We start from the raw sequence: 26,691 nt of genomic DNA on the forward strand, positions 1-26,691 counted from the left end.
TATTCAGTTCTAGGCCTGCCTATTGCAATTATTAGATTTATTGGTTTTAATGTAATCGCATTGTTTCAAATAAAAGGCACCAAGAGTTACAAGGATTTATGGTCCAAGAATGAAATGCTGAAAATATTCGTACATCCATATAACATGCTATTTGGGATAGTTTTATTTTTAATTGTCCTCTTTATCGATGGTTGGTTTTAAACAACTTCAATTAATAGTTCAATAAAACGATAATTAAACATAAGAGCTCAACCGTTGTAACACATTTAAAAAAAAAATGATTAAATCCAAGTTTATAATTTATATCATCTTATCACTCTTTTTATCTTGTAGGACTGACCCAAATGAACAAATTGATGAAGGAAAGATAGAGAATGAAGTTTATCATAGCCCTGAAATTGGATGGACGATGAAAATTCCAAAAGGTTGGAATGTAACACACAGAAATGTTTTAGATAAAAGAAATAAAATTGGACTAGATGCTATAAATGAATCTGTTGATGCGGACTATGATATTAATGGACTAAAACAGCTTCTAAATCTACAAAAAGATCAATTCAATGGATTTCAATCATCTTCTGAACCATTCGAACTAGAGTATGAAGGAGAGTGGGAAGAAAATAATGCGGCATTAAAAGAACTGGTTTATGGTACTTATCTACACAAAGGAATAAAAACAGATTCAACGGAGACCAAGATTGTAGAAATAGATGAACTTAAATTTCATAAGTACCAATTTACCATTTATGACCCTAAAGGAAATGTAATCCTAAATCAACTAATGTATAGTAGATTGATAAATGGATTAGACTTTGGAATAAACATTAATTACAACAATGAATCCGACAAAAACGAACTGTTAAAAGCTTGGAAAAATTCAAAATTCAAAAAATAAAAAAGTGTTACGACAAAGAATTGAGCTGAAACCAAAGTTCAAATAAACGATGACAGAATCCAATAAGAATACCTTCCTTCGATTAGTCCTAATTGGTTGGAAACTTGGTTTTTTTGTTTTACTAGGATTTCTTGCATATAGTATTTATAACAAGATTACCGGTGCCATAATTTTCTGCGTAGTCTTTTTGATATTTACTGGCTATTTCATTAAAAAGTACTCTCAGAAAGTATAGGTGAATAAATAAAGTTTAAATAAACGATTGTTCGATGTTTTAAATGAAAAAGATTATTCTTGTATTCATCATTATTATTTTATCCCTAATATTTTGGAATAGCTTTTTTCCGAAAACCTTAGTAGCGGGTACTTATGTCAGTAATAATATGGAACCGCTATTAGAAGGCCCAAAAGGTATTGATACACTGGTTCTTCTCGAAAATGGAAAATACGAAAATCGGACATGGGGAGAAGGGAACTATGAAATCAATGGTAGCGAAATACATTTTATCATTCAATATCCGCATGGAGAAATGAATTACTACAGTTCTTTTAGTCGTCCTTACTTTATTGGACCACCTCAAATAGTTTTGAATTATGATTTAGGGTACTTTTACCGTAAAGTTCAATAAAACGATTGTTTAATTTTTTGACTTCTTATTACCTTCCTTATCCTTAATCCCTGCCAACTTCTCCTTCAAAACCGACATATCATCACTAACCTTTTTAGTAATGATTTGAGCATAATGCTGTGTAGTTCGTAAATCTTTATGCCCTAACATTTTACCGACAGTTTCGATAGGCACCCCATTGGAAAGTGTTACTGTTGTGGCAAATGTATGCCGTGCCAAATGTGTGGTCAAGTTCTTTTTAATGCCACAGAGGTCGCCAATTTCCTTTAGATAAGCATTGGCTTTCTGATTGCTTAGAACGGGAAGTACGCATTCTCCATCTATCACTTTTGGGTGGTCTTTGTACTTTTCTAATATAGCTAGTGCGGTCGGGAGTAAGGGAATGCTAAATTTTGCATTGGTTTTGGTGCGCTTTGCCTCAATCCAAAGTTCTCCATCGATATTCATGACCAAATTATCCGGGTTCAACTTCTTCACATCAATATAGGCTAACCCAGTGTAACAACAGAACACGAACATATCCCTAACCATGGCAATTCGTGGCCATTTGATTTCAAGGTCTACCAAGCGTTGTAGTTCTTCTGCGGATAGAAATTCACGGTCTACCCATTTAAACTTAGCTTTGAAATTATAAAAAGGATCACTATCAATCCATCCGTTCGCTACACTCAACCGAACAATCTTTTTAAAGTTATTAATATACTTTAAAGCACTATTATGGTTGCAATTTTTAATTGACTTCATGAAGTAGTCAAACCGAGTTATAAATTTTAAGTCCACACTTCTTACCGGTAAATCCTCTCTCTTGTAATCATGTTGGATGAATTCTGCGATATGATTTCTAGTGGTGAAATAGCGCTTCCAGGTTCCGATGGCAAATTCCTTATCTACTAGTTTTTTCATTTGACGGTTATGTTCGTCAAATACTTCCAAAAGCATTTTTACCTCTCTATCCTTACCTTGATAAATATTCTTAATGTCTATAGCTGTAAAAGGATTTCCTTCCTCTACCAATTCAAATTGAATCTTATTTACTTTAGCCCGAACCATGTCGAGATATTGATTAAGTTGCACAGCTTCCATGCCGGAACCGCGCATTCTTCCCGTCCGAGCATTCCATTTTTCAGGGTCAACTTTGCGAGAAATACTCAATTCACTTCGTTTGCTATTTACGGTCAAACGCAAGTATATTGGGACTTTCACGTGTTTTTCAAAGTGTTTTCCTTTTAAGTAAAATAGCTGTGCGAAGGATGTATTCATTTTTCGTTCTTATTTGGACATGAAACAATATACAAAAAATAAAAATATCATTTTTGTAATTAACATAAAATCAGTAAATTACAAGGAAATCGGTGAGTTAATTATTTGTTATATATGCTCACCGAATAGGTAACTTTTAGAATGGTATTATTTGACTATATTTGAATACATATAAAATTAAAAAATCCTGTAAATCAGATGTTTACAGGATTTTGTATTAATTTGGTGTTCTAAAAGTGGAGCCGGGGAGAATCGAACTCCCGTCCAAACAAGCAATTAAAAAGCTTTCTACATGCTTAGTTTTTGTTCGATTTTCGACGCAAGACCGACCAAAAACCGCCTATCGTACGCTTAGCTTCTTAAAGTTTTAGTGCTAATGTCAAAGCAAACAAAAGCCTTATGTTGACTTTTATGGTGCCTCAAAACGAATCGCCATCAACAAGGGCTATTCTGAGACATCTCGCTTCGCTACCTAGTAGCGACGAGGCTAATCTTACTATAATTCAGATTAAGCGGCAAGAGCGTAGTTATTATCGCCAATTAAAAGTGTGGAATAGAGTTTAACGAGCGTTACTTCCATAGCTCGGCATGCTTACGTTCCAATTGGTCTCGCTGTCAAAACCAGTCGGCCCCTTCAATGAGTTAGGTAAGCTTCGCTTACCTGTAAACGAATTGAACCCTGAACGCAGTCGAAGGGACTGTATCTAGAGCTATATTCTCTCATGATTTTTGTCAATGAACTATTTTAAAAAGGATGGCAAAGTTAACTAAAAGTTTGCGTACCCTTTTCAATCCACTTAAATTAGGTCAATAATTATACCAAGATTTATGAAGTTCGGAATCATCAGAGAACGCAAAAACCCACCTGATAGGCGAGTTGTATTGTCGCCTTTACTCTGTCAAAACGTTTTAGAAAAACATACTAACGCTGAATTGGTTATTGAACCTTCTCCCATACGTATATTTTCGGATGAAGAATATAGTGAAGCGGGCATCAAAGTGGCTGAAGAAATGGATTCGTGCGATGTTCTTTTAGGAGTGAAAGAAGTACCGATTGAAGCACTTATTCCCAATAAAAAATACTTTTTCTTTTCACATACGATAAAGAAGCAACCTTACAATCGAGATTTACTAAGAGCTATTTTAGCTAAGAATATCGAATTGTACGATCATGAAGTCATCATAAATCAAAATGGACAACGTCTGGTGGCTTTTGGTCGTTACGCAGGAATTGTTGGTGCATATAACGGAGTCCGGGCATATGGACTCAAATACAATTTGTTTATTCTGCCCAAAGCAGAAGAGTTAAAAGACCAGAAAGCCCTGATTACGAAACTCAACAAAATTCAACTCCCAAATATTAAAATATTGCTTACAGGCAAAGGTCGTGTGGGTAATGGAGCAAAAGAAATGTTAGATGCCATGAACTTGAAAAAAGTTAATGTTGCGGACTATCTCAACGAAGAGTTTAATCAACCAGTGTATTGCCAGATTGATGCTTCAGAATATAATAAGCGTAAAGATGGGGTTCGTGGAAACAAAGCAGATTTTTTTGCCAATCCCCAAGAATATAAATCTAATTTCTTCAGATTTACCAAAGTGACCGACTTTTACATAGCTGGTCATTTTTATGGAGATGGTGCTCCATTTTTATATACGAGGGAAGATGCAAAGCATCCCGATTTTAAAATAAAAGTGGTTGCCGATGTGAGTTGTGATATTGATGGGCCTGTGGCTACTACCATTAAACCTTCTACTATTGCCGAACCTATTTATGGTTATGAACCACTTTCAGAATCTGAAATCGATTATAAAGATGCTAAGGCCATTGCTGTCATGGCAGTAGATAATCTACCCGCGGAATTACCAAGGGATGCCAGTGATGGATTTGGTGAGGCATTTTCGAAATTCGTCATTCCTGCTTTTTTTAATGGAGATAAAGATGGAATTTTAGAACGTGCTAGAATGACCCAGAATGGGAAATTGACAAAATACTATGAATATTTAGAAGATTATGTGGGTTAAATATCCAATGGTCGAGTTTGCCTGCACAATATGTCAAGGTTATACGCTTTTTTGTATATTACGTGACTTAACTTTCAACCAACCAAGTGAAATTTAACTGGATTTTCTCTAAAAAAGAGGCTCAAAACCGACAAAAACAAATAATTGAGCTTGAATATCAACTAAGACCCAAAATCACCAAGTTTTTAATGGAGCATTTAGAACAAGAATGTTGTGGTGACTTTTCCTGTTTCCATTTTGATTTTGATATGAATACGAAATGGGTTTGGATTTCTGAAAAAACCCCTAAAAACTATTTGACTAAAATTAGACGGGATTTTGATATTGAAATCAATGGTTCTCAAAATTTTTCTTCCGTAGGTTAATTCTCATTTAAAGGAGACTTAGGATTATTTATTTGAGGCAAGTCATTTTTAAAGTTATATAAGATTCAATTAACTTTAATTGCAATATGAAGAGTACGTAGATTCAATTGCTTTTCCAATTCTTGAAATATGAATCCAGCAGAAGAATACATACTAAGCAGAGATGAACCTTATCGAAGCATTTTACTGCACCTGAAAGCTGTAATTGAAACGGTTATTCCTGAAGTTGATATGAAATATAAATGGAACATTCCCTGTTTTTATGCAGGTAAGCAGCCTATTTGTTATTTGAATGCTTCCTATAAGGGTAAATATGTGGATATGGCATTTTGGAATTCAGCCTATTTGACAAAACATATAGCACTTATGGTAAGTCAAGACCGAAAGGTGGTCAAATCTTTACGATACAGCTCTCTTGAAGAAATCAAGGATACGATATTAATTGACGTTTTGGAAGAATCTTACGCTTTAAGAGCTAAGGGTTTTTATAAAAAAAATTAAAAAGTATTGACAACTTTACGTAAAGTCACCAAATCTGTAAGCAGCTTTTCGAGCAAACTTAAATCCAACATATTCGCTCCATCACTTTTAGCATTTGCGGGATCAAAGTGAGTTTCTATAAAAAGCCCGTCTACACCAGCTGCAATACCAGCTTTTGCCATAGTTCCAATCAATGCTGGGCGTCCACCGGTGACTCCCGAAGATTGATTGGGTTGTTGCAAAGAGTGCGTTACATCAAGTACGACCGGCGCATAATGTTTCATGGTCGGAACCCCCCTAAAATCAACAACCATATCCTGATAGCCAAACATGGTTCCACGATCGGTGATAATAGCTTGTTCATTTCCAGTCTCAGTAACTTTGGTCACAGCATGCTTCATACTTTCAGGACTCATAAACTGTCCCTTTTTGATGTTAACCGTTTTTCCTGTTTTAGCAGCTGCAACCACTAAATCAGTTTGGCGAGCCAGAAAAGCTGGAATTTGAAGTACATCAACATATGCTGCTGCCATACCCGCATCTTGTTCAGTGTGAATGTCGGTAACGGTCGGTATTTGAAAAGTCTCAGATACTTTTCTAAGTATTTTTAGTGCTTTTTCATCTCCTATTCCGGTAAAAGAATCTAGCCTGCTTCGATTGGCCTTTTTAAAACTTCCTTTAAACACATATGGTATTTTAAGCTCGTCCGTTATCGTAACTACCTTTTCTGCAATTCGCATGGCCATTTCTTCACCTTCAATAGCGCAGGGACCAGCTAAAAGAAAAAAATTATTGCTTTTTGTATGTTTTAGCTGAGGAATCAGACTTAACTCCATAAGTATATGTTTTAGGCAAAAATACTATTTTGAAAAAGTATCTGTTAGTATACTACCCGAATTAACCTACAATGCGAAAAATTACACTTTTAATTTTTTTGCTGTTTTCTATTGGAACTACTGCTCAATACGGTAAAAATTGTGAGATTCGACAGTGGAAAATAAACATTGTAAACCCGGGTCTTGAATATGAAAAGGGTATTGGTGTTAACCAAACTCTCAACGTAAGAGCAGCTTGGCAATTGGCACTAGATCTAGCAATGGCTGACCCATATAAAGAATTAGATTTCTTTCCCGCGATTACTGTTCAAACCAGATTTTACTACAATTTCGAAAAACGAGCAAGAAAGCGGAGACAGATTTACGGTAATTCTGCAGATTATTTCGCTCCTACAGTAGCTATTTTATCACCTGATGCAAGAGTGGTTGATAATGAAATTGTTGATGGTCTGTATGGTTATGGAGGTCTTGTTTATGGTATTCAACGGAGTTATAATTCAGGTTTGAGTTTTTCAATTGATGCGGGTGCAGCGTATTATGTTGGTTCTTTTAAACGAGGTATCTATCCAGTGGTCAACTTAAGTATAGGATGGATAGTAAGTGAAAAGCGTTGGTGTATGGGGAAATGAAAGCAAAACCCCTTCAAAATCAATAAGATAAAAATAACATTCCTTTATGCTTCGCTGTAAGAATTAGCAGTATCTTTGCACGCTCAAAAACAAGGTTATGTCTAAAATTAAGAATATTGCCATTATTGCACACGTTGACCACGGTAAAACTACTTTGGTTGATAAAATCATGTACCATTGTCAACTGTTTCGAGAAAACGAGAATAAAGGTGATTTAATTCTAGATAATAACGACTTAGAACGAGAACGCGGAATTACTATCGTTTCTAAAAACGTTTCAGTAGTTTATAAAGACACAAAGATTAATATTATTGACACTCCTGGTCACGCGGATTTTGGTGGAGAAGTAGAACGTGTGCTTAATATGGCCGATGGGGTTTTATTATTGGTAGATGCTTTTGAAGGACCAATGCCGCAAACCCGTTTTGTATTGCAAAAAGCTATTGATTTAGGTTTAAAGCCATGTGTGGTAATCAATAAAGTTGACAAAGAAAACTGTACACCAGAAGAAGTACATGAAAAAGTATTTGACCTGATGTTTGAGCTTGGGGCGGAAGAGTGGCAGTTAGATTTTCCGACAGTATATGGTTCTGCCAAGCAAAACTGGATGAGTGAAGATTGGCAAAAGCCAACGTCAAACATTGAGCCATTATTAGATATGGTCATTGATCATGTGCCTGAGTTTAAACCTGAAGGTGGTTCTACGCAGATGTTAATTACATCTTTGGATTTTTCTTCTTTTACTGGGCGAATAGCTATTGGCAGATTAACGCGTGGTTCTTTAAAAGAAGGACAACAAGTTTCTCTTGTTAAACGTGATGGTACTTTAGTAAAATCAAAAATAAAGGAGCTGTTTACTTTTGAAGGCTTGGGTCGTCAAAAAGTAACTGAGGTCAAAACAGGAGATATCTGCGCTGTTGTTGGTATGGAAGGTTTTGAAATTGGTGATACCGTTGCAGATATTGAAAATCCTGAGAAATTAAAGACTATTGCTATTGATGAACCTACCATGAGTATGTTATTCACTATTAACGATAGCCCATTTTTCGGAAAGGACGGTAAGTTTGTTACTTCGCGCCATATCAAAGAAAGACTTGAAAAAGAGTTGGAAAAGAATTTGGCCCTTCGCGTAAATGAAACGGATAGTGCTGATAAGTTTATGGTATTTGGCCGTGGGGTGTTGCATCTTTCTGTATTGATTGAAACAATGCGTCGCGAAGGATATGAATTACAAATTGGTCAACCTCAGGTTATTATTAAAGAAGTTGATGGAGTAAAATGTGAGCCAGTTGAACATTTAACGATTGATTTACCCGAAGAGGTCTCTGGAAAGGCCGTTGAAATGGTTTCTATTCGTAAAGGTGAAATGACCAGCATGGAAGCTAAGGGCTCTAGAATGCTTTGCGAGTTCATAATTCCTTCAAGGGGTATTATAGGATTACGAAACCAATTATTGACTGCAACGGCAGGTGAGGCTATTATGGCGCACCGCTTTTTAGAGTATCAACCGTTAAAAGGAGATATAGCCCAACGCTTGAATGGTTCATTGGTTTCTATGGAAAACGGAACCGCAATTCCATATTCGATTGATAAACTTCAAGACCGCGGTAAATTCTTTATTGATCCAGGAGAAGATATTTATGAGGGACAAGTTATCGGAGAAAACTCACGTCAAGATGATATGACAGTAAACGTTACTAAGACAAAAAAACTATCTAATGTACGTTCATCTGGAGCTGATGACAAAGCCAAAATAGTACCTGCAATAAAATTCTCGTTAGAAGAAGCTTTAGAATATATTCAGAAAGATGAATATGTTGAGGTTACTCCCAACCATTTGCGCCTTCGTAAAATATACTTGAAAGAGGTAGATCGTAAACGAAATAAAATTACTTAAATAAGCAGTATCATAAAAAAGAGACCAGATTTCAATAAGTCTGGCCTCTTTTTTATATACAAATATGTGTTTTTATGACTAACTCAACTGCCCGTGATGATGTTCTTTTAAGCAAGAAATAGCGGCACCAATGATTCCTGCATGATTCATTAATTCAGCTTTAACTACATCGGTTTCTATGGTAATGAACTGATTAAACTCTTTCCATTTTTTGGAGGTGCCTCCACCCACAATAATAAGATCAGGAGCAACGATAACTTCTACCAGCCTCAAAAACTTATTGAAGCGTTTCCCCCATTTTTCATAGGAAAGTCCTTCACGTTCTTTGGCTGATGCGGCGGCCCAAAGTTCTATTTTTTTATGCTCTTTGTAAGGAATTTGGCCTAATTCAAAATTTGGCAACAAAACACCATTAAAAAAGGCACCACTGCCTAAACCAGTACCTACGGTAATCATTATAACAAGCCCGTTTTTATCTTTTCCAACACCATAATTCATTGAGGCATAGCCTGCGGCATCAGCATCATTGACTACGGTAAATTCATGTCCGGTCACTGAAGTGAGCATTTCGTCAACATTGACCCCAAGCCAGCTTTTATCAAGATTACCTGGTGACATACATACACCATTTTTTACTATGGTAGGAAATCCACAACCTACGGGACCACTATAATCAAAATGAGTGACAATTTGTTTAATGACTTTAGCCATATCAGCTGGCTTTCTAGAGCTAGGGGTGGGAATTCGAAACCTTTCGGTCAACATTTCGCCAGTTTCAGCATTCACTAAGGCTCCTTTGATCCCAGTTCCGCCAATATCAATTCCAAGAAGTTCCATAAAAGGAAAGAAAATTTTGTTTTCGCAAAGAAACGAAAATCTTTTCGGCAATTGTTAACTCATTTTTAACAAAATCAAACACTTTTTAACCATTTTCTTTAGTGGGTTGAATGTAATAGTCTATAGAATCCAAAGAATGACCTGGGTCTATCAAATCTAAAAGTTTATCTATTGCCTTGCCAAATCCTGTAAGAGTTCCAAGCTGTTTGTTTTTTCCTAAAGCACTTGAAATAGTTTCATCTCTATTACCGAATAGATAACCTCCTTTTATTATCCAAAGCGAATTAAAAAGATGCTGCATCAGAACATTGCCCAATTGGTCAATGGAAATAGCCAATTGTAAGGCATAAGTACCTAATCCCTTTAAGCCTTTTGAAAAAAGTAATTTTAAAACAGCTAAAATAAATCCGATAGGGCCTGTTATTGCCAATAATAGAATTGAAATTAAAAAAAGAAGTATTCCGATAAATGGATTTGCCTTTTTGTCTTTTTTGCAATCTTCTTTATGGAGTATCATAACTGAATTTAAACTGCTTTTTGTATGACTTCAAACATTTTATTTCCGTCACATTTTATGGTCTTGTGCGGATACTTTAAAATAAGGGCATAATCGTGGGTTGCCATAATAATGGTGCGCCCACTATCATTGATTTCTTGCAGAACCTTCATCACTTCAACGCTGGTCTGTGGGTCAAGATTCCCCGTAGGCTCATCAGCAAGAATTAGTTCAGGGTCATTCAATAAAGATCTAGCTATTGCAATTCGTTGTTGTTCGCCACCAGAAAGTTCATGGGGGAACTTGAACCCTTTGGTTTTCATACCAACCTTGTCCAATACTTCCTCTATTTTTGCGTCCATTTTTGCACTATCCGTCCAGCCAGTCGCTTTTAATACAAACCTGAGGTTATTATTGATATTTCTGTCTGAGAGTAGTTTGAAATCTTGAAAAACAATACCCAACTTTCTACGAAGAAAAGGGATTTCGTTTTCTTGAAGTGTTTTTAGATTAAAATCAACTACTGAGCCATAACCTTCCCGTAAAGGAATATCACCATAAAGAGTTTTCATAAAACTACTTTTACCGCTTCCTGTTTTTCCTATGATATAAACAAATTCACCCTTTTTGACTTCTAGGGTGATATTGTTAAGAATTAAATTTTCATTTTGAAAGACAGCTACGTCTTGTAATTTCAATATGGTTTCAGGCATTTTTTTATTTTAATTGTTATAAAGGTACTAAGTTCCTAAATTCTTTAGATTTAATGGTTTCATTAAGGTGACTTTGCAATTGAATATACTTTGGCGCGGATTTTGACGTTATTGATTCATCAATCGAGAACAGCGTAGAACACTATGAATCGAACCACATCTGTATTTTCAATACTCTTATTGGGCTTTATATTCGTCAGCTCAGCTCAAGAAACCCAAATTTATTCTCACGACCAGAAACAATTTCAAGATGCTTTGGCATTGTATAATAATCAGCAATATCAAGCCGCTCAAGCATTGTTTGAAAAGGTCAAAACAACTACCACAGATTATGAAACTGAAGCAAACAGCGTTTACTATGCCGCAAATGCTGCAGTCAGACTAAATCAACGCGGTGCCGATAAGTTAATGGAAAACTTTGTTGAGCGCTATCCGACCTCTACCAAGCGAAATTCGGCTTTTATAGACGTAGCAGATTATTATTTTGAAACAGGTAAATATCCTTATGCCCTAAAATGGTACAAAAAAGTGGATCAAGGGGTTATGTCAAGAAGGGATAAAGAACGATTCAATTTTAATAGCGGGTATGCTTATTATGCTACAAATAATGCCAATGAAGCAGAACGCTATCTCAATAAAGTTCTTGATTCCGAAAAATATGGCGCACAAGCAAAGTATTATATGGGGTACATTGCCTATGAACAAGATGATTACGAGAGAGCTAATGAACGGTTTGATGAGATTACTGATCCTAAAGTATTAGAAGAGAAGCTTTCCTATTACCAAGCTGACCTTAACTTTAAATTGGGCAATTTTGAAAAAGCCATTGAAATGGCTGAAAAACAGTTGCCAAAATCTGATCGACGTGAAGTTTCTGAGCTTAATAAAATTATTGGTGAGAGCTACTTTAATTTAGAAAGGTATGATCAAGCCATACCATATCTCAAACAATACAAGGGCAAAAGGGGAAGATGGAGCAATACTGATTTTTACTTATTGGGCTATAGTTATTATAAACAAGGTGATTTTGAATCAGCTATTGGTCAATTTAATAGAATTATTGGCGGTACCAATAGCGTTGCCCAAAGTGCATACTATCATTTGGCCGAGTGTTATCTGAAGCTGGATAAAAAGTCTGAAGCCTTAAATGCCTTTCGCAACGCTTCACAAATGACCTTTAGTGAAGAAATTGAGAAAGATGCATTACTCAATTACGCTAGATTAAGTTATGAAATTGGTAATGCCTATGAACCCGTCCCACAAGTTATTGGTTCGTACTTAGAAAAATATCCAAAGGATGAAAGGCAAGGAGAACTACAAACTCTTTTGGTAGATTCATATATCACTTCAAAGAATTTTGAAGGAGCAATGGCTTTGCTGGAAAAGAATAGTGGGTATGCAAGCAAAGAAACCTATCAAAAAGTGGCTTTTTATCGTGGCGTTGAACTTTTCATTGATGGTAGCTATGAAAGTGCTTTAGAACGATTTTCAAAGTCTTTAAAGAACCCGGAGAATGACAGTTTTGAAGCAAGAGCTCAATATTGGAAAGCGGAGTCGGCTTATCGCTTAAATCGATTTGATGATGCTCTCAATGATTTTAAAGAATTTGAAGGCGATTCTTACTCAAAAAACATTGAGGAGGCTGCTCAATTGCACTATAATCTTGGGTACAGTTATTTTAAACTTAAAGACTATGGCAATGCAATAGCATATTTCAAAAAAGTAACTGACCAAAATGAAGATTCTCAAGGACAAAAAACGGATGCTTTTATGCGTTTGGGAGATAGTTATTTTGTAACAAGTAATTATCGTTTGGCTATCTCAGCTTATAATACGGCTTCTAAAGTGAATGGTCCCGAACGGGATTATGCAACTTTTCAAAAAGCACTATGCAATGGGTTTTTAGGCGACAATGTCACAAAAACTGATGAATTAGAGCGGTTTGTAGACCGTTTTCCAAAATCATCTTTACGAGATGATGCCTTATTTGAACTTGGAAACACGTATATCAAAGGAAATAATGAATCTCTAGGATTACGAACATACGACCAGTTGATTTCCAAGTTTCCGCTTAGCAAATTTGCACCTCGAGCAATGTTACGCCAGGGTTTGGTACACTATAATGCTGAAAGAAATGAACAATCTTTAACTAAACTAAAAGGGGTGGTAAGAGACTATTCCAATACCCAAGAAGCAAAACAAGCAGTTGCTACGGCTAAATTGGTCTATGTTGATATGGGGAGGGTAAGCGAATATGCTGCTTGGGCGAGAAACTTAGATTTTGTTGAGGTGACTGATGCGGAATTGGATGAAGCTAGTTTTGAAGCTGCCGATAGAAAATATGCAGAAGGAAAAACGGATTCCGCAATAAGAAGTTTTGAAGATTATCTGAAACAATTTCCAAATGGGTTGCATTCAAATCAGGCGAATTTTACTTTGGCCCAGCTCTATTTTTCAAAAGGAGATAAGGTGAAGGCTTTACCACATTATGTTGCTGTAGCCGATAGTGGTACAAGCGAATATACTGAGCAAGCCTTAACACGAGTATGCGAGATTTATGTGGCGAAGCAAGACTATCAAAATGCAGTTCCATTTTTGGAACGTTTAGAGAATACAGCTGAAATACCACAAAATAGAACTTTCGCCCAATCTAATTTGATGAAAGGATATTATGAACAAAATGACTACCAACGCACTATTTCATATGCCGAAAAGGTATTGGCAGTACCAAACATAGATGATAGAATAAAAAGCGATGCCCAAATCATGATAGCGCGTTCTGCTATTGAAACTGGTAATGAGCACTTGGCAGAAACTGCTTTTTCAGAGGTGAAAAAAATTGCTTCTGGTGAAGTTGCTGCTGAGGCATGGTATTACGATGCTTATTTTAAGAATAAGAAAAACGAGCATGGTGCTTCAAATGTTTCTGTACAAAAACTGGTCAAAGACTATTCAGGATACAAAGAATGGGGCGGTAAAGGCTTAGTGCTAATGGCCAAAAACTTTTATGCCTTAGATGATGCTTTTCAAGCCACTTATATCTTAGAAAGTGTTATCGAGAATTTTTCAGAATTCGAAGATATTGTAGCAGAAGCAAAAGGAGAGCTTTCATTAATTAAAACACGGCAAGCAGAAATTAATTCATCAGTCAATCCTAACGGAAATTAATCACGAGTCGATGCAGAAAAAAATCTTATTTTCCATACTTTTTTTGAGCCTAATTGGGTTTGTTCGGGCCCAAGAAACCGACAATATTGGCACTGAAACGGTTACTGTTGTAAAACCGTATTCCCCTACCGTTTCAGACGCCTTTAAAATTAAGACGGTACCGAACTTAAATGACTCTATCGTTTTACAAAAAAAGAAAATTGAGTATAGCATTTTTTCTGTGCCCGTGGCATCAACTTTTACTCCTGCAAAGGCAAAAGCTGCTACAGTTGAAAAACTGCCTCCTCCAATTTTATATAATTCATACGCGTCAGTTGGCTTAGGTAACTTTAACAATGCTTTGATCGATTTTTATACAAGCCGTGAATTAGGGCGTGATGAAGATTTGTTGGATTTTGGTTTATCCCACCATTCTTCTAGAGGTGATATTAACAGTACACCTTTAGAAACAGATCTCTATAATACCAAACTAGATATTTCATATGCTAAGAAGGATAGGGATTATAATTGGGGTACAGCTATTGGCTTACAACATCAATTGTACAATTGGTATGGGTTGGAGAGTGGTACGTTTACGCAAACCCAAGTTGATGCTATTGATGAAAGACAAAATTACTTCAATGCAGAAGTTAAAGCAAACCTAAATGTAGAAGACTCTTTTTTTAAGAATGGAAATGTGATGGTGCGCAGATTTTGGGACACATCAGAATCTGCTGAGAATAGAGCTGTGCTACAATCTGAAATTGAAGTACCTATTACGGATGAATTGGTTAATGTCAAAGCAAAATTCGATTATGTAAGTGGTAATTTTAAAAATGATAACCTTAATAATACAACTAATGATAGTGAGATTGACTATGGTCATTTTCAAGTAGGGGTGAATCCCAGTTTTTTGGTACTTCGTGATGAATTGACGTTAAATCTAGGGGCAAATTTTGTCTACGGCTCGGACATTGAGCGCAATAATGGTAGTTTTTATATTTATCCAGCGGTAACGGCATCCTATAGGTTATTAGATGACCAAGTAATTGCCTATGGGGGAATAGAAGGTGATTTACGCCAAAACTCTTATCACGATTTTGTGGATGACAATCCCTATGTTTCGCCTACACTCTTTATTCAACCAACTGACCAGCAGTATGAGGGGTATTTGGGAATAAAAGGGCAGTTGTTTTCAAATGTGGGATATAATATAAAGGGGTCTTACATGGCTGAGAATCGAAGGCCACTTTTCTTTTTGAATCCGCAGAATTTATTTAGAACAGATGACCAAGGCTATAACTATGGTAATTCTTTTCAAGTATTTTATGATGATATCAAAACCATGGGCATTTTTGCTGAATTAAATGTTGATGTAAACCGCAATTTTACAATGGGATTGAATGCAGAATATTATAACTACAATACCGAAACAAATAATCCAGCATGGAACTTACCTGAAATAAAGGGATCTTTGTTTATGGATTATCAAATTACGGACCAATGGTTTGCAGGTGCTAATTTGTTTTATATGGGCGAACGTCAAGATTTGCAATCGCAAGCAGTTCAGAATTTGCCAGCCAATGAATTTCCTTCTACAATTGTAACTTTGGATTCTTTTTTTGATGCAAATGCACATTTAGGATACAGATTCAATGATCAATTATCGGTGTTTGCTAAGCTGTCAAATATTGCCAATAACAACTATCAAAATTGGTACAACTTTAGAGTACAGGGTTTTCAAGCACTCGCCGGGGTTTCTTATAAGTTTGATTTTTAATTGCTAATTAAAGAGCAAAAATCTAAATTTTAACTCTATCAACACAAATTAACTATCTTAGAACTACATGCGAGTGGTTCTGAAATTTATATTATTTATTTTTTTTATAAGTGTTGGAGAGGCCTATGGCCAAAACCTTGTAAAGAACCCAAGTTTTGAAGATTTTGAAAAATGCCCTAATTCTTTGGGGACTTTTAATGAAGATCTGACATATTGGTCCACTCCCACCAATGGAACAACTGATTATTTTAATACTTGTAGTAAAGTCATGGGGGCACCTGAGAATTTTAATGGTATTCAGCAACCTAAATACGGAAATGCCTATGCTGGACTTTATTTTTACGCCCCTGCCGATTATAGAGAATATATTCAAGCACCATTAAAAAGAATGCTTAGAAAGGGAGAGATCTATACGCTAAGTTTTTATGTTAGTCTTGCTGAGGGGTCTGATTTTGCTGTCAAGGATTTTGGGGTTGTAATGAGTTATAAACCTTTAGGAATACCTACAAAAAAAGAACTTTCTAGAGGGAGATTGTACAGAACAGAAAGAAATCAATTTCAAACCATAGAAATAAATCACCCTGAGTTCCATGAAGACAAGACAGACTGGCTGAAAGTAACTGCAAGCTTTGAAGCAAAGGGTTTTGAAAGCTATTTGATTTTAGGAAACCTTCGAAAGAATGCTACCACTCGCATAGTTCAAACCAAACGTAAAGAAACAAAAAAAGGGGCCTATTACTACATTGATATGGTTTCATTAACAAAAAAAGACGACGGTGAATCTATGGAACATGAGGTTCAAAGTGATTTGCTAATCGTTTTTAAAAATGTTCATTTTGACTTTGATCATTTTACACTAACTAAAATGGCAAAAAGTGAATTGGATGCCATTAAGCTGAAAATGCAGGATATCCCAGAACTACGAATCGAAATACATGGACATACTGATAATTTCGGAAACCAAGCCTACAACAAAGCACTTTCAGAAAAGAGAGCAAAAACTATTGCGATGTATTTAATAAAGTCAGGAATTGAAGCTAATCGAGTTTCATGGTTTGGACATGGAAGTAGCAAACCTTTGTTTGATAACCTTAATGGCGAAGAAAGAGCCCAAAATAGACGGGCTGAGTTTTTATTTAAATCAGAATGAACTTTTAAAGTTTATAAAAACTGTAGTTGGTGACCAGCGAGTTTTCCAGGTTTTCAAACAGTATTTCTTTAAAAGGTGACTTTGGAAAGAATTTTCGAAGTAGACTTGAATGCCCATCAAGTAATTTCTTCATTTCTTCATTATATTCTAATACGATACTTTCAGTACTACCACCACTTAAAACAAAAAAAGATTCCGTTTTATAACCAGAAGATTTGATACTGATTTTCCAGTGGAAGTCTTTCCCGCTAGTGAGAGAGAATTCACCATTATAGTCTGTATAGGTAATATCTTCCGAAGCATCAATAGAAATGGATGCTAGGTATATAGGCAAGCCAAGTTCATCAGTTACCTTACCTGTAATCGTATTTTGGCTTTGCCCAAAAAACGGTACAATAAACAATATGAGCACAATGGTTACTATGCGCATTATAATAAGATTTGGACTATTGTAACGAATCGGATTGAAAAATAGTATTTCATTTCGATGAATGTATTGTTTTCAAAAATCATCTACAAAACAATATTGAAATAAGAATGCCGTTTATAATAGTGCGAGAGCCCAAAATTTAGTATTCTATGATTAAACTATACTCTCGCGTTACCGTATTATTTATTTTTGGCCTTTTTTTCACTGGCAGCATATTGGCTCAAAACCTAATCTTAAATCCAAGTTTTGAGAACTTCAAAGAGTGTCCGACAAATATGGCCAATTTTGATGCCCTCTTAGAAGATATTTCTTTACCAACATCCAGTTCTGGAGATTATTTTAATCAGTGCGCTTCAAATGACTTTAATGTACCCTTAAATTTTAAAGGTGAGCAGCAGGCAAGTGAAGGAGCAGCTTACGTTGGATTGTATTTTTACGCTTTAAATGATTACAGAGAGTATCTTCAATTAAATACAGCAAAAACACTAAGGGAAAAGCATCCGTATAAAATTTCTTTCCAACTGAGTCTTGCAGAGCATTCAAGTTTAGCATTAAAGAATATGTCAATTCTTATGACGAATGCAAAGGTAAAAGTACCCAATAGTTCAGCTTTGACAAGTTCGCGAATGGATTTACAAGAAGGTATTGAGTTTCATGAAGTAAAACTTAAAGCGGACAAATCATTGTCAAAAACTGATGGCTGGGTGACATTATCAGCTGAGTTTGATGCAAAAGGTTTTGAGAACCATATGATGATTGGCAATTTTAATGATAATGAAAACACCCAATTGTTAAAAACTGAACGATCGATTATTCCGAGCGATTTCTCTTATTATTACGTAGATAATATTCAGCTAGAAGAGTTACCTCGTATCAACTACGAAAAAGATAAAATCTATGTTTTAGAAAGCAAACCGTTTGAACCTAAAGGCTACGAATTGGATGCTGAAGCCATAGCAAGCGTTAAAAAGATTTTTAAATTTTTAAAAGAGAATGCCGATGTGCAAATGAAAATCACAGGTCATTCAAATGATGCAGGTAATCCTGAGTACAACAAATTTGTTTCATCTTTAAGAGCCCGAGCAGTAGCCCTTTATCTCAAAAAGCTAGGTGTTGAGGACAATCGTATTGTTTGGGAAGGCGTCGGCGAAACCAAACCACTCCGAAACGGAAAATTGAAAGAAAATCAACTAAAAAAGCGTCAGGTTGAATTTGTAATGACCAATTTCGAAAACCAATAAATACCAAACCAACTTCAATCACTTGTATAATATCAAGTGTTATTGATAAACTAAAGTTATGACTGAAAGGATGCCTTTCGTCTTAGTAGTAGTTCTTTATTTTTCAATTTTACCTTTAACCGCCCAAAATCTAGTGGTCAATGGTGGCTTTGAAGCATACTATTCATGTCCTTCAGCAATCGGAAACCTTTCTAATGATAGTAAACATTTAAAGGCACCCACTATTGGTTCTACAGACTATTTTAATATATGTGGAGCAAAAGAGGTAAGTATTCCTAAGAATTTTAATGGAACTCAAGCTACTTTTGAGGGAAAAGCATATGCCGGGCTTTATCTTTTGAGTCCGAATGATTATCGAGAATATATTCAGTTCGAACTTAAAGAAAAGCTTGAAAAAGGCAAATATTATAAAGTTTCATTGCGATTGAGTTTGGCTGAAATATCTACACTTGCCATACAAGAGGCATCAGTACTTTTCACCCAAGATGCATTAAAGCTTGAAACAAATCAGAATTTGTCACCTAGACGATTAGATAGGTTCAAAGTAGCAAAGTTTTCATATGTCAAGCTAAAAGTAACGAGAACTATATTTGATAGCGAAGCTTGGTCACTGGTGGAGGCAGAATTTGAGGCCAAAGGCTATGAAAAATACTTAACATTTGGTAATTTCAAAGATGATCGATATTCTAGGACAATTCGATTGGATACAAAAGAAAACAATCAAAAAGCATTATCGTACTATTATATTGATGATGTATCTGTTTCTTTAAGTGAAAAGCAGCAATTTGAGTTGAACAAACCATTTGTCTTGAATCAATTACAGTTTGAGTTTGATGATTTTAAGCTAACTGAAAAGGCTAAAACGGAAGTTGAAAAAGTATATGCTCATTTACGTAGAAACCCAAAAGTACAATTAGAAATTTATGGGCATACTGATGATTTGGGCTCAGAGAATTATAATAAATACTTATCCTCAAGAAGGGCAAGGTCAGTAGCCTTGTATTTGCAAGAACTTGGACTCAGCGAAGAACGTATCACTTGGGAGGGCAAAGGTGATAAAGCACCACTACACATAGGTACTTCTGATAAGGAGCGCAATGCCAATAGAAGAGTTGAATTCGTAATTACAAAATTCGAAGACCACTAAAGTCTAAAAAGGCTCAAAGCAAATCCGTATTTTTGGGATAAAGCTTTAGAATGATTCATCGTTTCATTACCGCAGTTTTAGTCTGTTTTGTTTTTTTAGTAGGATGTAAAAAATCTGAAAAGAATTCTGAACTTGTTTTCACTGAAAATTTAGATTCCCTGTTTGCAGATTACCAAACCTTTAAACTTGAAATAAATCCTATAGAAGCTTCAAAAGCAGGGTATTCAAAATATAACGATACCGTAGCCGATTACATTTCAGATGATTATCAGAACCATCTTTTAGGTCAATACAATAACTTTTTAGAACGAATCAAAGAAGTGGACACTAATGGTCTAGGTCAAACTCAAAAATTGGCATTAGGTGTTATGGAGTGGGATTGCGATATTAAAAAAGAAGGACTTTTAACACCTTTGACTGTAATTACTTCTCCAATTTATAACCTACCAACGTTAGAGCTTTTTCCTTTAGGCCAAATTCAATCATTACATTTGTATGTAGCTCAGTTAGCAGGTGGTACTAGCGTGCATCCATTTATAACTCAAAAAGATTATGACGATTGGTTAAGACGAATTGAAGACTATTTAGCCTTTTTGGATACCAGTATGGATAAAATGAAAGAAGGTGTTCAAAATGACATCGTTTTACCAAAAGCATTGGTAGTAAAAATGATTCCGCAATTAGAAGATTTTGTTTCGGCATCAATTGAAGACCATCTATTTTACCAACCAATTTTAAATATACCTGATGATTTTAGTGAGGCAACCCAAGAAAGACTTTCATCTGCCTATACCGCTATCATTTCAGAAAAGATTATTCCAAAGTATGCCGAATTAAAGACGTTTTTAAAAGAAGAGTATTTACCAAAAGCTAGAGCAACTTCAGGTATTGATGTTTTGGCTAATGGTAAAGAAACCTACGATTATTTAATTCGGTTACATACCACAACAAACATGACTGCCGATGAAATTCATGAATTGGGTAAAAGCGAGGTTGTAAGAATAAGGGGTGAAATGGAAGAGGCGATGAGCCAGATAGGTTTTAAAGGTGATTTAATGGCATTTTTTGAACATGTTCGCTCAAATAAATCGTTAATGCCATTTAAAAAACCTAAAGAAGTTATCGCTCATTTTAAGTTGATAGAAAAAAAAATAGAGGAGAAGCTAGACTCGGTTTTCAACCTGAGACCAAAAGCAGGTTTTGAGGTTCGCCGAACAGAAACTTTTAGAGAAGCATCGGCAAGTGCGGAATATGTTCCAGGTTCAAAGGATGCTAGTAGACCTGGAGTTTTTTATGTTCCAATCCCTGATGTAACTGAATTTAATATATTGACTAGTGAAGCTTTGTTTTTACACGAGGCGGTGCCTGGGCATCATTTTCAATTATCATTACAACAAGAGAATGCTGACTTACCTGAGTTTTTACATCCAGAAAGCATGGGTGTTTTTGTTGAGGGTTGGGCCCTATATGCAGAATCTTTAGGCAAAGAATTGGGGCTATATGATGACCCCTATCAATATTTTGGAATGTTGAGTATGGAAATGCACCGAGCTATTAGATTGGTGGTTGATACAGGTTTGCATGCCAAAGGCTGGACAAGAGAACAAGCCATTCAATACTCATTAGAGAATGAAGCGGATTCTGAAGCAGGCATTACTGCCGAAATAGAACGGTATATGGCAACCCCTGGTCAAGCGCTATCTTATAAAATAGGGCAATTAAAGATTGGGGAATTACGAAATAAAGCAGAAGCTGCTTTGGGTGCTGATTTTAATGTAGGCGATTTTCATGATCAGGTGTTAAACTCAGGGAGCTTACCGCTGATACTTTTAGAAAAGAAAATTCACACTTGGATAGAGCAAAAAAAGGAGTCTGATTAATTCCATTAATGAATTTCGTTAAGATTTTAGGATTCTATAAATATTGATATTTCATTTCGGATTAGGATATTATTAAAATTAAAAAACCCCCTAAGCATAGGCTTTGGGGGTTTTTATTATCAAAAGAATAATGTCTTAGAACATTACAGGAGTAGCAACTCTGGTAGTTCCCCATCCCATAACAAGGTGAGCCCCACCATCAACCTCTTTAAAAGCCATAGAGAAAGCCTCTAAAGATTCCCCGTCAGTTGAAGCTTTAGCAGTTACGCGAACCACATCGGCTGAATTATCATAAGAGTAGGCGCCCCATTGGTTCAAATTTTTATTTAAGATAACCGTCCACTCCCCATCACCAGGTATAGTGAATAAGGCATAAGTACCAGCAGCAACTTTTTCACCACCAAAAGTCACATCTTGATAAAATGTAATTTCAGGAGCTTCGTTAGCACCAGTTCTCCATACTTTTCCGTTAGGAGCTAAATCAGCCATAGAACGTCCTTTTAACTGAGGTCTGCTGTAGATAACACGGGCAGACTTGCTTGACTCTTTATAGCTAGATGGAAAAGAAGCTATATCAGCAGGACTTTTATCCATTCCGCTAAATTTTTGGGCAGTTGCTTCAGTAGTAAAAACCAATGCAAAAGCAAATAATACAGGTAATAATACTCTTTTCATTTTTCAAATTTTAGTTGAACTCAAAAGTAGCTCGTATAAGTACGCTACATTTTTAAAGAGTCGTTAAAATTTGCCCAACTTTCAATATTCTCATCATTTATATGATTTTATAACAAAAAGGTTTTAGATATTTAAAATAATGAATGTAAAAATTTAAATATGTAATCAATAAAGAATATTTTGTTTAGTTATTGATATTTATTATTCATTTTTGTTTCATAATTGTTATTAAAGAAAAGATATGTGCGGAATTGTATGTGCGTTTGATGTAAAAGAAAGTACGGAGGTACTCAGACCACAATTATTGGAAATGTCTAAGAAAGTAAGACATCGTGGTCCAGATTGGAGTGGAATTTATGCTAGTCAAAAAGCCATTTTGGCTCATGAACGATTGGCAATTGTTGACCCAGCTTCGGGTAAGCAGCCGTTGTTGAGTCCTGATGGAAAATTAATATTGGCCGCAAATGGAGAAATATATAATCACAGTGAGCTTCGAACACAGTTTAAAGGCTCTTATGAGTTTAAAACGCAGTCTGATTGCGAAGTAATTTTGGCACTATACCAAGAAAAAGGTGTTGATTTTATAGATGAGCTTAACGGGATATTTGGTTTTTCGATTTATGATAGTGAAAAAGATGAGTACTTCATAGCCCGTGACCATATGGGTATCATTCCACTTTACATAGGATGGGACAAAAACGGAACCTTTTATGTGGCTTCAGAATTGAAGGCATTGGAAGGTACTTGTACCAAAATTGAATTGTTTCCTCCCGGGCATTATTTGCATAGTTCTACCGGTGAATTTGTGCGCTGGTACCAACGTGATTGGATGGAGTATGAAGCAGTAAAAGAAAACCAGACCAGTATTGACGAGATTCATGATGCGCTAGAAGCTGCGGTAAAACGTCAATTAATGTCAGATGTTCCCTATGGTGTATTGCTTTCGGGTGGATTGGATTCTTCGGTAACTTCTGCGATTGCAAAGAAGTATTCACAAAAAAGAATAGAATCTGGTGATACAAAAGATGCCTGGTGGCCCCAATTACATTCTTTTTCTGTGGGATTGGAAGGTTCGCCAGATTTAGCTGCAGCTCAAAAGGTTGCTGACCATATTGGCACAGTACACCACGAAATTAAGTTTACCATACAAGAAGGTCTAGATGCTATCAGGGATGTCATCTATAATTTAGAAACGTATGATATCACTACCATTCGAGCATCTACGCCCATGTATTTGATGGCTCGAGTCATCAAATCAATGGGAATAAAGATGGTCTTGTCTGGAGAAGGGGCAGATGAATTGTTTGGAGGGTATTTATATTTTCATAAGGCACCAAGCCCGAAGGATTTTCATGAAGAAACAGTGCGCAAATTAGATAAACTTCATATGTATGATTGCTTGCGTGCAAACAAGTCATTGGCAGCTTGGGGAATCGAAGGTCGTGTTCCATTCTTAGATAAAGAATTTATGGATGTGGCGATGCGCGTTAACCCAAAAGATAAGATGATAAATGGTGAACGTATGGAGAAATGGGTCGTACGTAAAGCGTTTGAGTCTTACTTGCCAGAAAGTGTTGCTTGGAGACAAAAAGAACAATTTTCAGATGGGGTTGGATACAGTTGGATAGATACCTTAAAAGAAGTAGTTGATGAAGCTGTGACAAGTGAACAACTAAAAAGCGCAAATTTTAGATTTCCAATACAGACTCCAACAAGTAAGGAAGAATATTATTACCGTTCTATTTTTGAAGAACACTTTCCGTCAGATGCAGCAGCATTAAGTGTTCCACAAGAGCCCTCAGTGGCTTGTAGTACAAAAATCGCATTAGAATGGGACGAGGCATTTAAGAATATGAACGACCCTTCAGGTAGGGCAGTAGCGAACGTTCATGATGATGCCTATGTAAAGTAATGCTTGTTCTTATTTTTAAATAGGTAGGCATTTTTTATTCATTTTAATTAGTCCGTGAGAGGCACCTTTATAGGTGCTTCTCTAGTTTAATGAAGTTCAATTTTTGAAAAATCCGGCGGTTTAAATCAAGTTGTTTGTTGCTTAGAAATGACGCTTACCTTTTCCACAACCTCCTGTTAATAACTTAAGGGGATAAAGTGCTTCAAACCCCTAATTTCACTAGCTAGTGCTTATATTTGTAAGATTTGAAATTTTCAAAATAATTTAGTTAGAAATATGAGCGAGGAAGCTAAAAAAAATCAATATTCTGCTGATAGTATTCAGGCCCTTGAGGGTATGGAACATGTGCGTATGCGCCCTTCAATGTACATTGGTGACGTTGGTACAAGAGGGTTGCATCACTTAGTTTATGAAGTTGTCGATAATTCTATCGATGAGGCTATGGGCGGGTATTGCGATACCATTGATGTTATTATCAACGAGGACAACTCCATAACGACAAAAGATAATGGTCGTGGTATACCTGTTGGCATGCACCAAAAAGAAGGAGTTTCTGCTCTTGAAGTGGTAATGACCAAAATTGGAGCAGGGGGCAAGTTTGATAAGGATTCTTATAAAGTTTCAGGCGGTCTACATGGTGTTGGTGTTTCTTGTGTAAATGCACTCTCAAGCCATCTTAAGGCTACGGTTTTTAGAGAAGGTAAAGTTTGGGAGCAAGAATATGAAAGGGGAAAAACCCAATATCCTGTAAAAAGTGTTGGGGAGAGTAAAGAAACAGGTACTGTAGTGACTTTTACGCCTGATGATACCATCTTTACCCAAACTACGGAGTACAATTACGATACCTTGGCCAATAGAATGCGAGAGCTTTCGTATTTGAACAAAGGTATTACCATAACCTTGACCGATAAGAGAAATAAAGATGAAAAAGGAGAGTTTATTTCTGAGACCTTTCATTCTGAAGAAGGATTAAAAGAATTTATCCGTTTTTTAGATGGAACTAGGGATCCGCTTATTCAGACCGTAATCTCGATGGAAGGAGAGAAAAATGGAATTCCTGTTGAAGTTGCGATGATTTACAACACTGGGTATTCTGAAAATTTACATTCTTATGTAAATAATATCAATACTCATGAAGGGGGTACACATTTATCTGGGTTTAGAAGAGGTTTGACAGGTACCTTAAAAAAGTATGCTGATAATTCAGGAATGCTTGATAAGTTGAAGTTTGAAATTTCTGGAGATGATTTCCGCGAAGGACTAACCGCAATAGTTTCAGTTAAAGTTGCAGAACCACAATTTGAAGGACAGACGAAAACAAAGCTTGGAAATAGAGAAGCTACAAGTGCTGTGAGTCAAGCTGTGTCCGAAATGCTTACTGATTACTTAGAGGAGCATCCAGATGATGCCAAACAAATCGTAGAGAAAGTGAAACTTGCGGCCCAAGCGCGCCATGCTGCTGCTAAGGCGCGTGAAATGGTGCAGCGTAAAAACCCGATGAGCGTTGGTGGTTTACCCGGAAAACTTTCTGATTGCTCTGAACAAGATCCTACAAAATGCGAAGTATTCTTAGTTGAGGGTGATTCTGCAGGCGGTACAGCAAAGCAAGGTCGAGATAGAATGTTTCAAGCGATTCTACCCCTGCGAGGTAAAATTTTGAACGTAGAAAAAGCTATGCAGCATAAGGTTTTTGAGAATGAAGAGATAAAGAATATCTACACAGCTCTTGGTGTAACCATAGGCACCGAAGAAGATAGTAAGGCCTTGAATCTTGATAAACTTCGTTATCATAAGGTAGTTATTATGTGTGATGCCGATGTAGATGGTAGTCATATTGAAACTTTGATTCTTACCTTTTTCTTTAGGTATATGCGCGAATTGATAGAGGGTGGACATGTTTATATTGCAACACCTCCTTTGTATTTGGTTAAGAAGGGCGCTAAAAAGCGATATGCTTGGGACGATAAAGAACGAGACGATATTATTGAGTCAATGGGTGGTGCCGCAGGCATTCAACGCTATAAAGGTTTGGGTGAAATGAACGCTGAGCAATTATGGGATACTACAATGAATCCTGAGTTCAGAACATTAAGACAAGTGACAATTGATAATGCGACCGAAACGGATCGTATTTTCTCTATGTTAATGGGTGATGAAGTGCCTCCAAGAAGAGAGTTTATCGAAAAAAACGCGGTCTATGCCAACATTGATGTGTAGGTTCATCATACATAACTTTAATTTCACAACAAAAACTCGCTCTTACAAAG

Annotated in this window: 22 protein-coding genes and 1 other RNA gene; 15 read left to right on the forward strand and 8 right to left on the reverse strand. The window is 36.1% G+C overall.

The genetic code is table 11. From position 1 onward, the window contains the following. Positions 1–277: 277 nt before the first annotated feature. Positions 278–895, forward strand: a complete 618-nt coding sequence (locus RM706_RS13495; protein ID WP_311352427.1) for a hypothetical protein — start codon at positions 278–280, stop codon at positions 893–895. A 278-nt stretch (positions 896–1,173) separates the two neighbouring features. Beyond that, positions 1,174–1,524 (forward strand): hypothetical protein, encoded by a 351-nt coding sequence (locus tag RM706_RS13500; RefSeq protein WP_311352429.1) that lies wholly within the window; start codon positions 1,174–1,176, stop codon positions 1,522–1,524. A gap of 9 nt (positions 1,525–1,533) precedes the next feature. On the opposite strand, the gene RM706_RS13505 is transcribed toward RM706_RS13500, so the two are convergent. Then, complete coding sequence (locus tag RM706_RS13505; RefSeq protein WP_311352431.1) at positions 1,534–2,784, reverse strand: site-specific integrase; 1,251 nt, start codon at positions 2,782–2,784, stop codon at positions 1,534–1,536. Positions 2,785–3,018: 234 nt separating this feature from the next. Next, positions 3,019–3,417, reverse strand: a transfer-messenger RNA (tmRNA) gene (ssrA, locus tag RM706_RS13510). 195 nt (positions 3,418–3,612) lie between these two features. Between ssrA and RM706_RS13515 the strand changes: the two genes are divergently transcribed. The 3 genes from RM706_RS13515 to RM706_RS13525 all read left to right on the forward strand — a co-directional run bounded on the left by RM706_RS13515 (position 3,613) and on the right by RM706_RS13525 (position 5,675). Beyond that, positions 3,613–4,809, forward strand: coding sequence for an NAD(P)-dependent oxidoreductase (locus RM706_RS13515; RefSeq protein WP_311352433.1), 1,197 nt, complete (start codon positions 3,613–3,615; stop codon positions 4,807–4,809). Positions 4,810–4,895: 86 nt separating this feature from the next. Beyond that, complete coding sequence (locus RM706_RS13520; protein WP_311352435.1) at positions 4,896–5,174, forward strand: hypothetical protein; 279 nt, start codon at positions 4,896–4,898, stop codon at positions 5,172–5,174. Between the two features lie 129 nt (positions 5,175–5,303). Further along, entirely contained in the window at positions 5,304–5,675 is a 372-nt protein-coding gene (locus tag RM706_RS13525) for a DUF1801 domain-containing protein (protein WP_311352437.1), read from the forward strand. On the opposite strand, the gene kdsA is transcribed toward RM706_RS13525, so the two are convergent. Then, positions 5,672–6,490, reverse strand: coding sequence for a 3-deoxy-8-phosphooctulonate synthase (gene kdsA / locus RM706_RS13530; RefSeq protein ID WP_311352440.1), 819 nt, complete (start codon positions 6,488–6,490; stop codon positions 5,672–5,674). The two genes, RM706_RS13525 and kdsA, sit on opposite strands and share 4 nt — an antisense overlap. A gap of 71 nt (positions 6,491–6,561) precedes the next feature. On the opposite strand from kdsA, the gene RM706_RS13535 reads away from it, so the two are divergent. Together RM706_RS13535 and typA are read left to right on the forward strand one after the other, a co-directional pair. Then, the gene (locus tag RM706_RS13535) at positions 6,562–7,119 is read left to right on the forward strand and encodes a hypothetical protein (RefSeq protein ID WP_311352442.1); all 558 of its coding nucleotides are present in this window, start codon (positions 6,562–6,564) and stop codon (positions 7,117–7,119) included. A 97-nt stretch (positions 7,120–7,216) separates the two neighbouring features. Continuing rightward, positions 7,217–9,016: a translational GTPase TypA gene (gene typA, locus RM706_RS13540; RefSeq protein ID WP_311352444.1), complete on the forward strand. Its 1,800-nt coding sequence runs from the start codon at positions 7,217–7,219 to the stop codon at positions 9,014–9,016. Positions 9,017–9,094: 78 nt separating this feature from the next. On the opposite strand, the gene ppgK is transcribed toward typA, so the two are convergent. The 3 genes from ppgK to RM706_RS13555 all read right to left on the reverse strand — a co-directional run bounded on the left by ppgK (position 9,095) and on the right by RM706_RS13555 (position 11,062). Beyond that, positions 9,095–9,853 (reverse strand): polyphosphate--glucose phosphotransferase, encoded by a 759-nt coding sequence (ppgK, locus tag RM706_RS13545; RefSeq protein WP_311352446.1) that lies wholly within the window; start codon positions 9,851–9,853, stop codon positions 9,095–9,097. Between the two features lie 85 nt (positions 9,854–9,938). Beyond that, positions 9,939–10,370: a hypothetical protein gene (locus tag RM706_RS13550; RefSeq protein ID WP_311352447.1), complete on the reverse strand. Its 432-nt coding sequence runs from the start codon at positions 10,368–10,370 to the stop codon at positions 9,939–9,941. An 8-nt stretch (positions 10,371–10,378) separates the two neighbouring features. Next, positions 10,379–11,062 (reverse strand): cell division ATP-binding protein FtsE, encoded by a 684-nt coding sequence (locus RM706_RS13555; protein ID WP_311352449.1) that lies wholly within the window; start codon positions 11,060–11,062, stop codon positions 10,379–10,381. 144 nt (positions 11,063–11,206) lie between these two features. Here RM706_RS13555 and RM706_RS13560 point away from each other — a divergent pair, with 144 nt between their 5' ends. The 3 genes from RM706_RS13560 to RM706_RS13570 all read left to right on the forward strand — a co-directional run bounded on the left by RM706_RS13560 (position 11,207) and on the right by RM706_RS13570 (position 17,139). Further along, positions 11,207–14,230 carry a tetratricopeptide repeat protein gene (locus RM706_RS13560; RefSeq protein WP_311352451.1) on the forward strand — a complete coding sequence of 1,008 codons (3,024 nt, stop codon included), beginning with the start codon at positions 11,207–11,209 and terminating at the stop codon, positions 14,228–14,230. A gap of 10 nt (positions 14,231–14,240) precedes the next feature. Continuing rightward, entirely contained in the window at positions 14,241–15,989 is a 1,749-nt protein-coding gene (locus tag RM706_RS13565; protein ID WP_311352453.1) for a TonB-dependent receptor, read from the forward strand. A 67-nt stretch (positions 15,990–16,056) separates the two neighbouring features. After that, positions 16,057–17,139 carry an OmpA family protein gene (locus RM706_RS13570; protein ID WP_311352455.1) on the forward strand — a complete coding sequence of 361 codons (1,083 nt, stop codon included), beginning with the start codon at positions 16,057–16,059 and terminating at the stop codon, positions 17,137–17,139. Between the two features lie 4 nt (positions 17,140–17,143). On the opposite strand, the gene RM706_RS13575 is transcribed toward RM706_RS13570, so the two are convergent. Then, positions 17,144–17,569: a carboxypeptidase-like regulatory domain-containing protein gene (locus tag RM706_RS13575; protein WP_311352457.1), complete on the reverse strand. Its 426-nt coding sequence runs from the start codon at positions 17,567–17,569 to the stop codon at positions 17,144–17,146. A 149-nt stretch (positions 17,570–17,718) separates the two neighbouring features. Between RM706_RS13575 and RM706_RS13580 the strand changes: the two genes are divergently transcribed. The 3 genes from RM706_RS13580 to RM706_RS13590 are packed head-to-tail and all read left to right on the forward strand — an operon-like array spanning position 17,719 to position 21,837. Next, positions 17,719–18,810 carry an OmpA family protein gene (locus RM706_RS13580; RefSeq protein WP_311352459.1) on the forward strand — a complete coding sequence of 364 codons (1,092 nt, stop codon included), beginning with the start codon at positions 17,719–17,721 and terminating at the stop codon, positions 18,808–18,810. Between the two features lie 58 nt (positions 18,811–18,868). After that, on the forward strand, positions 18,869–19,957 hold the full coding sequence (locus RM706_RS13585) for an OmpA family protein (protein WP_311352461.1): 1,089 nt from the start codon (positions 18,869–18,871) through the stop codon (positions 19,955–19,957). 50 nt (positions 19,958–20,007) lie between these two features. Then, complete coding sequence (locus RM706_RS13590) at positions 20,008–21,837, forward strand: DUF885 domain-containing protein (protein WP_311352463.1); 1,830 nt, start codon at positions 20,008–20,010, stop codon at positions 21,835–21,837. A gap of 135 nt (positions 21,838–21,972) precedes the next feature. Here the strand turns inward: RM706_RS13590 and RM706_RS13595 are convergent, their stop codons facing one another. Next, positions 21,973–22,512 (reverse strand): DUF2911 domain-containing protein, encoded by a 540-nt coding sequence (locus RM706_RS13595; protein WP_311352465.1) that lies wholly within the window; start codon positions 22,510–22,512, stop codon positions 21,973–21,975. A gap of 241 nt (positions 22,513–22,753) precedes the next feature. On the opposite strand from RM706_RS13595, the gene asnB reads away from it, so the two are divergent. Beyond that, complete coding sequence (gene asnB, locus RM706_RS13600; protein WP_311352467.1) at positions 22,754–24,424, forward strand: asparagine synthase B; 1,671 nt, start codon at positions 22,754–22,756, stop codon at positions 24,422–24,424. A gap of 276 nt (positions 24,425–24,700) precedes the next feature. Continuing rightward, positions 24,701–26,641, forward strand: coding sequence for a DNA topoisomerase (ATP-hydrolyzing) subunit B (gene gyrB, locus RM706_RS13605; protein ID WP_311352470.1), 1,941 nt, complete (start codon positions 24,701–24,703; stop codon positions 26,639–26,641). Positions 26,642–26,691 lie beyond the last annotated feature (50 nt).

Origin of the sequence: Croceitalea rosinachiae (assembly GCF_031846445.1) — a bacterium.
GTDB classification, from domain to species: domain Bacteria; phylum Bacteroidota; class Bacteroidia; order Flavobacteriales; family Flavobacteriaceae; genus Croceitalea; species Croceitalea rosinachiae.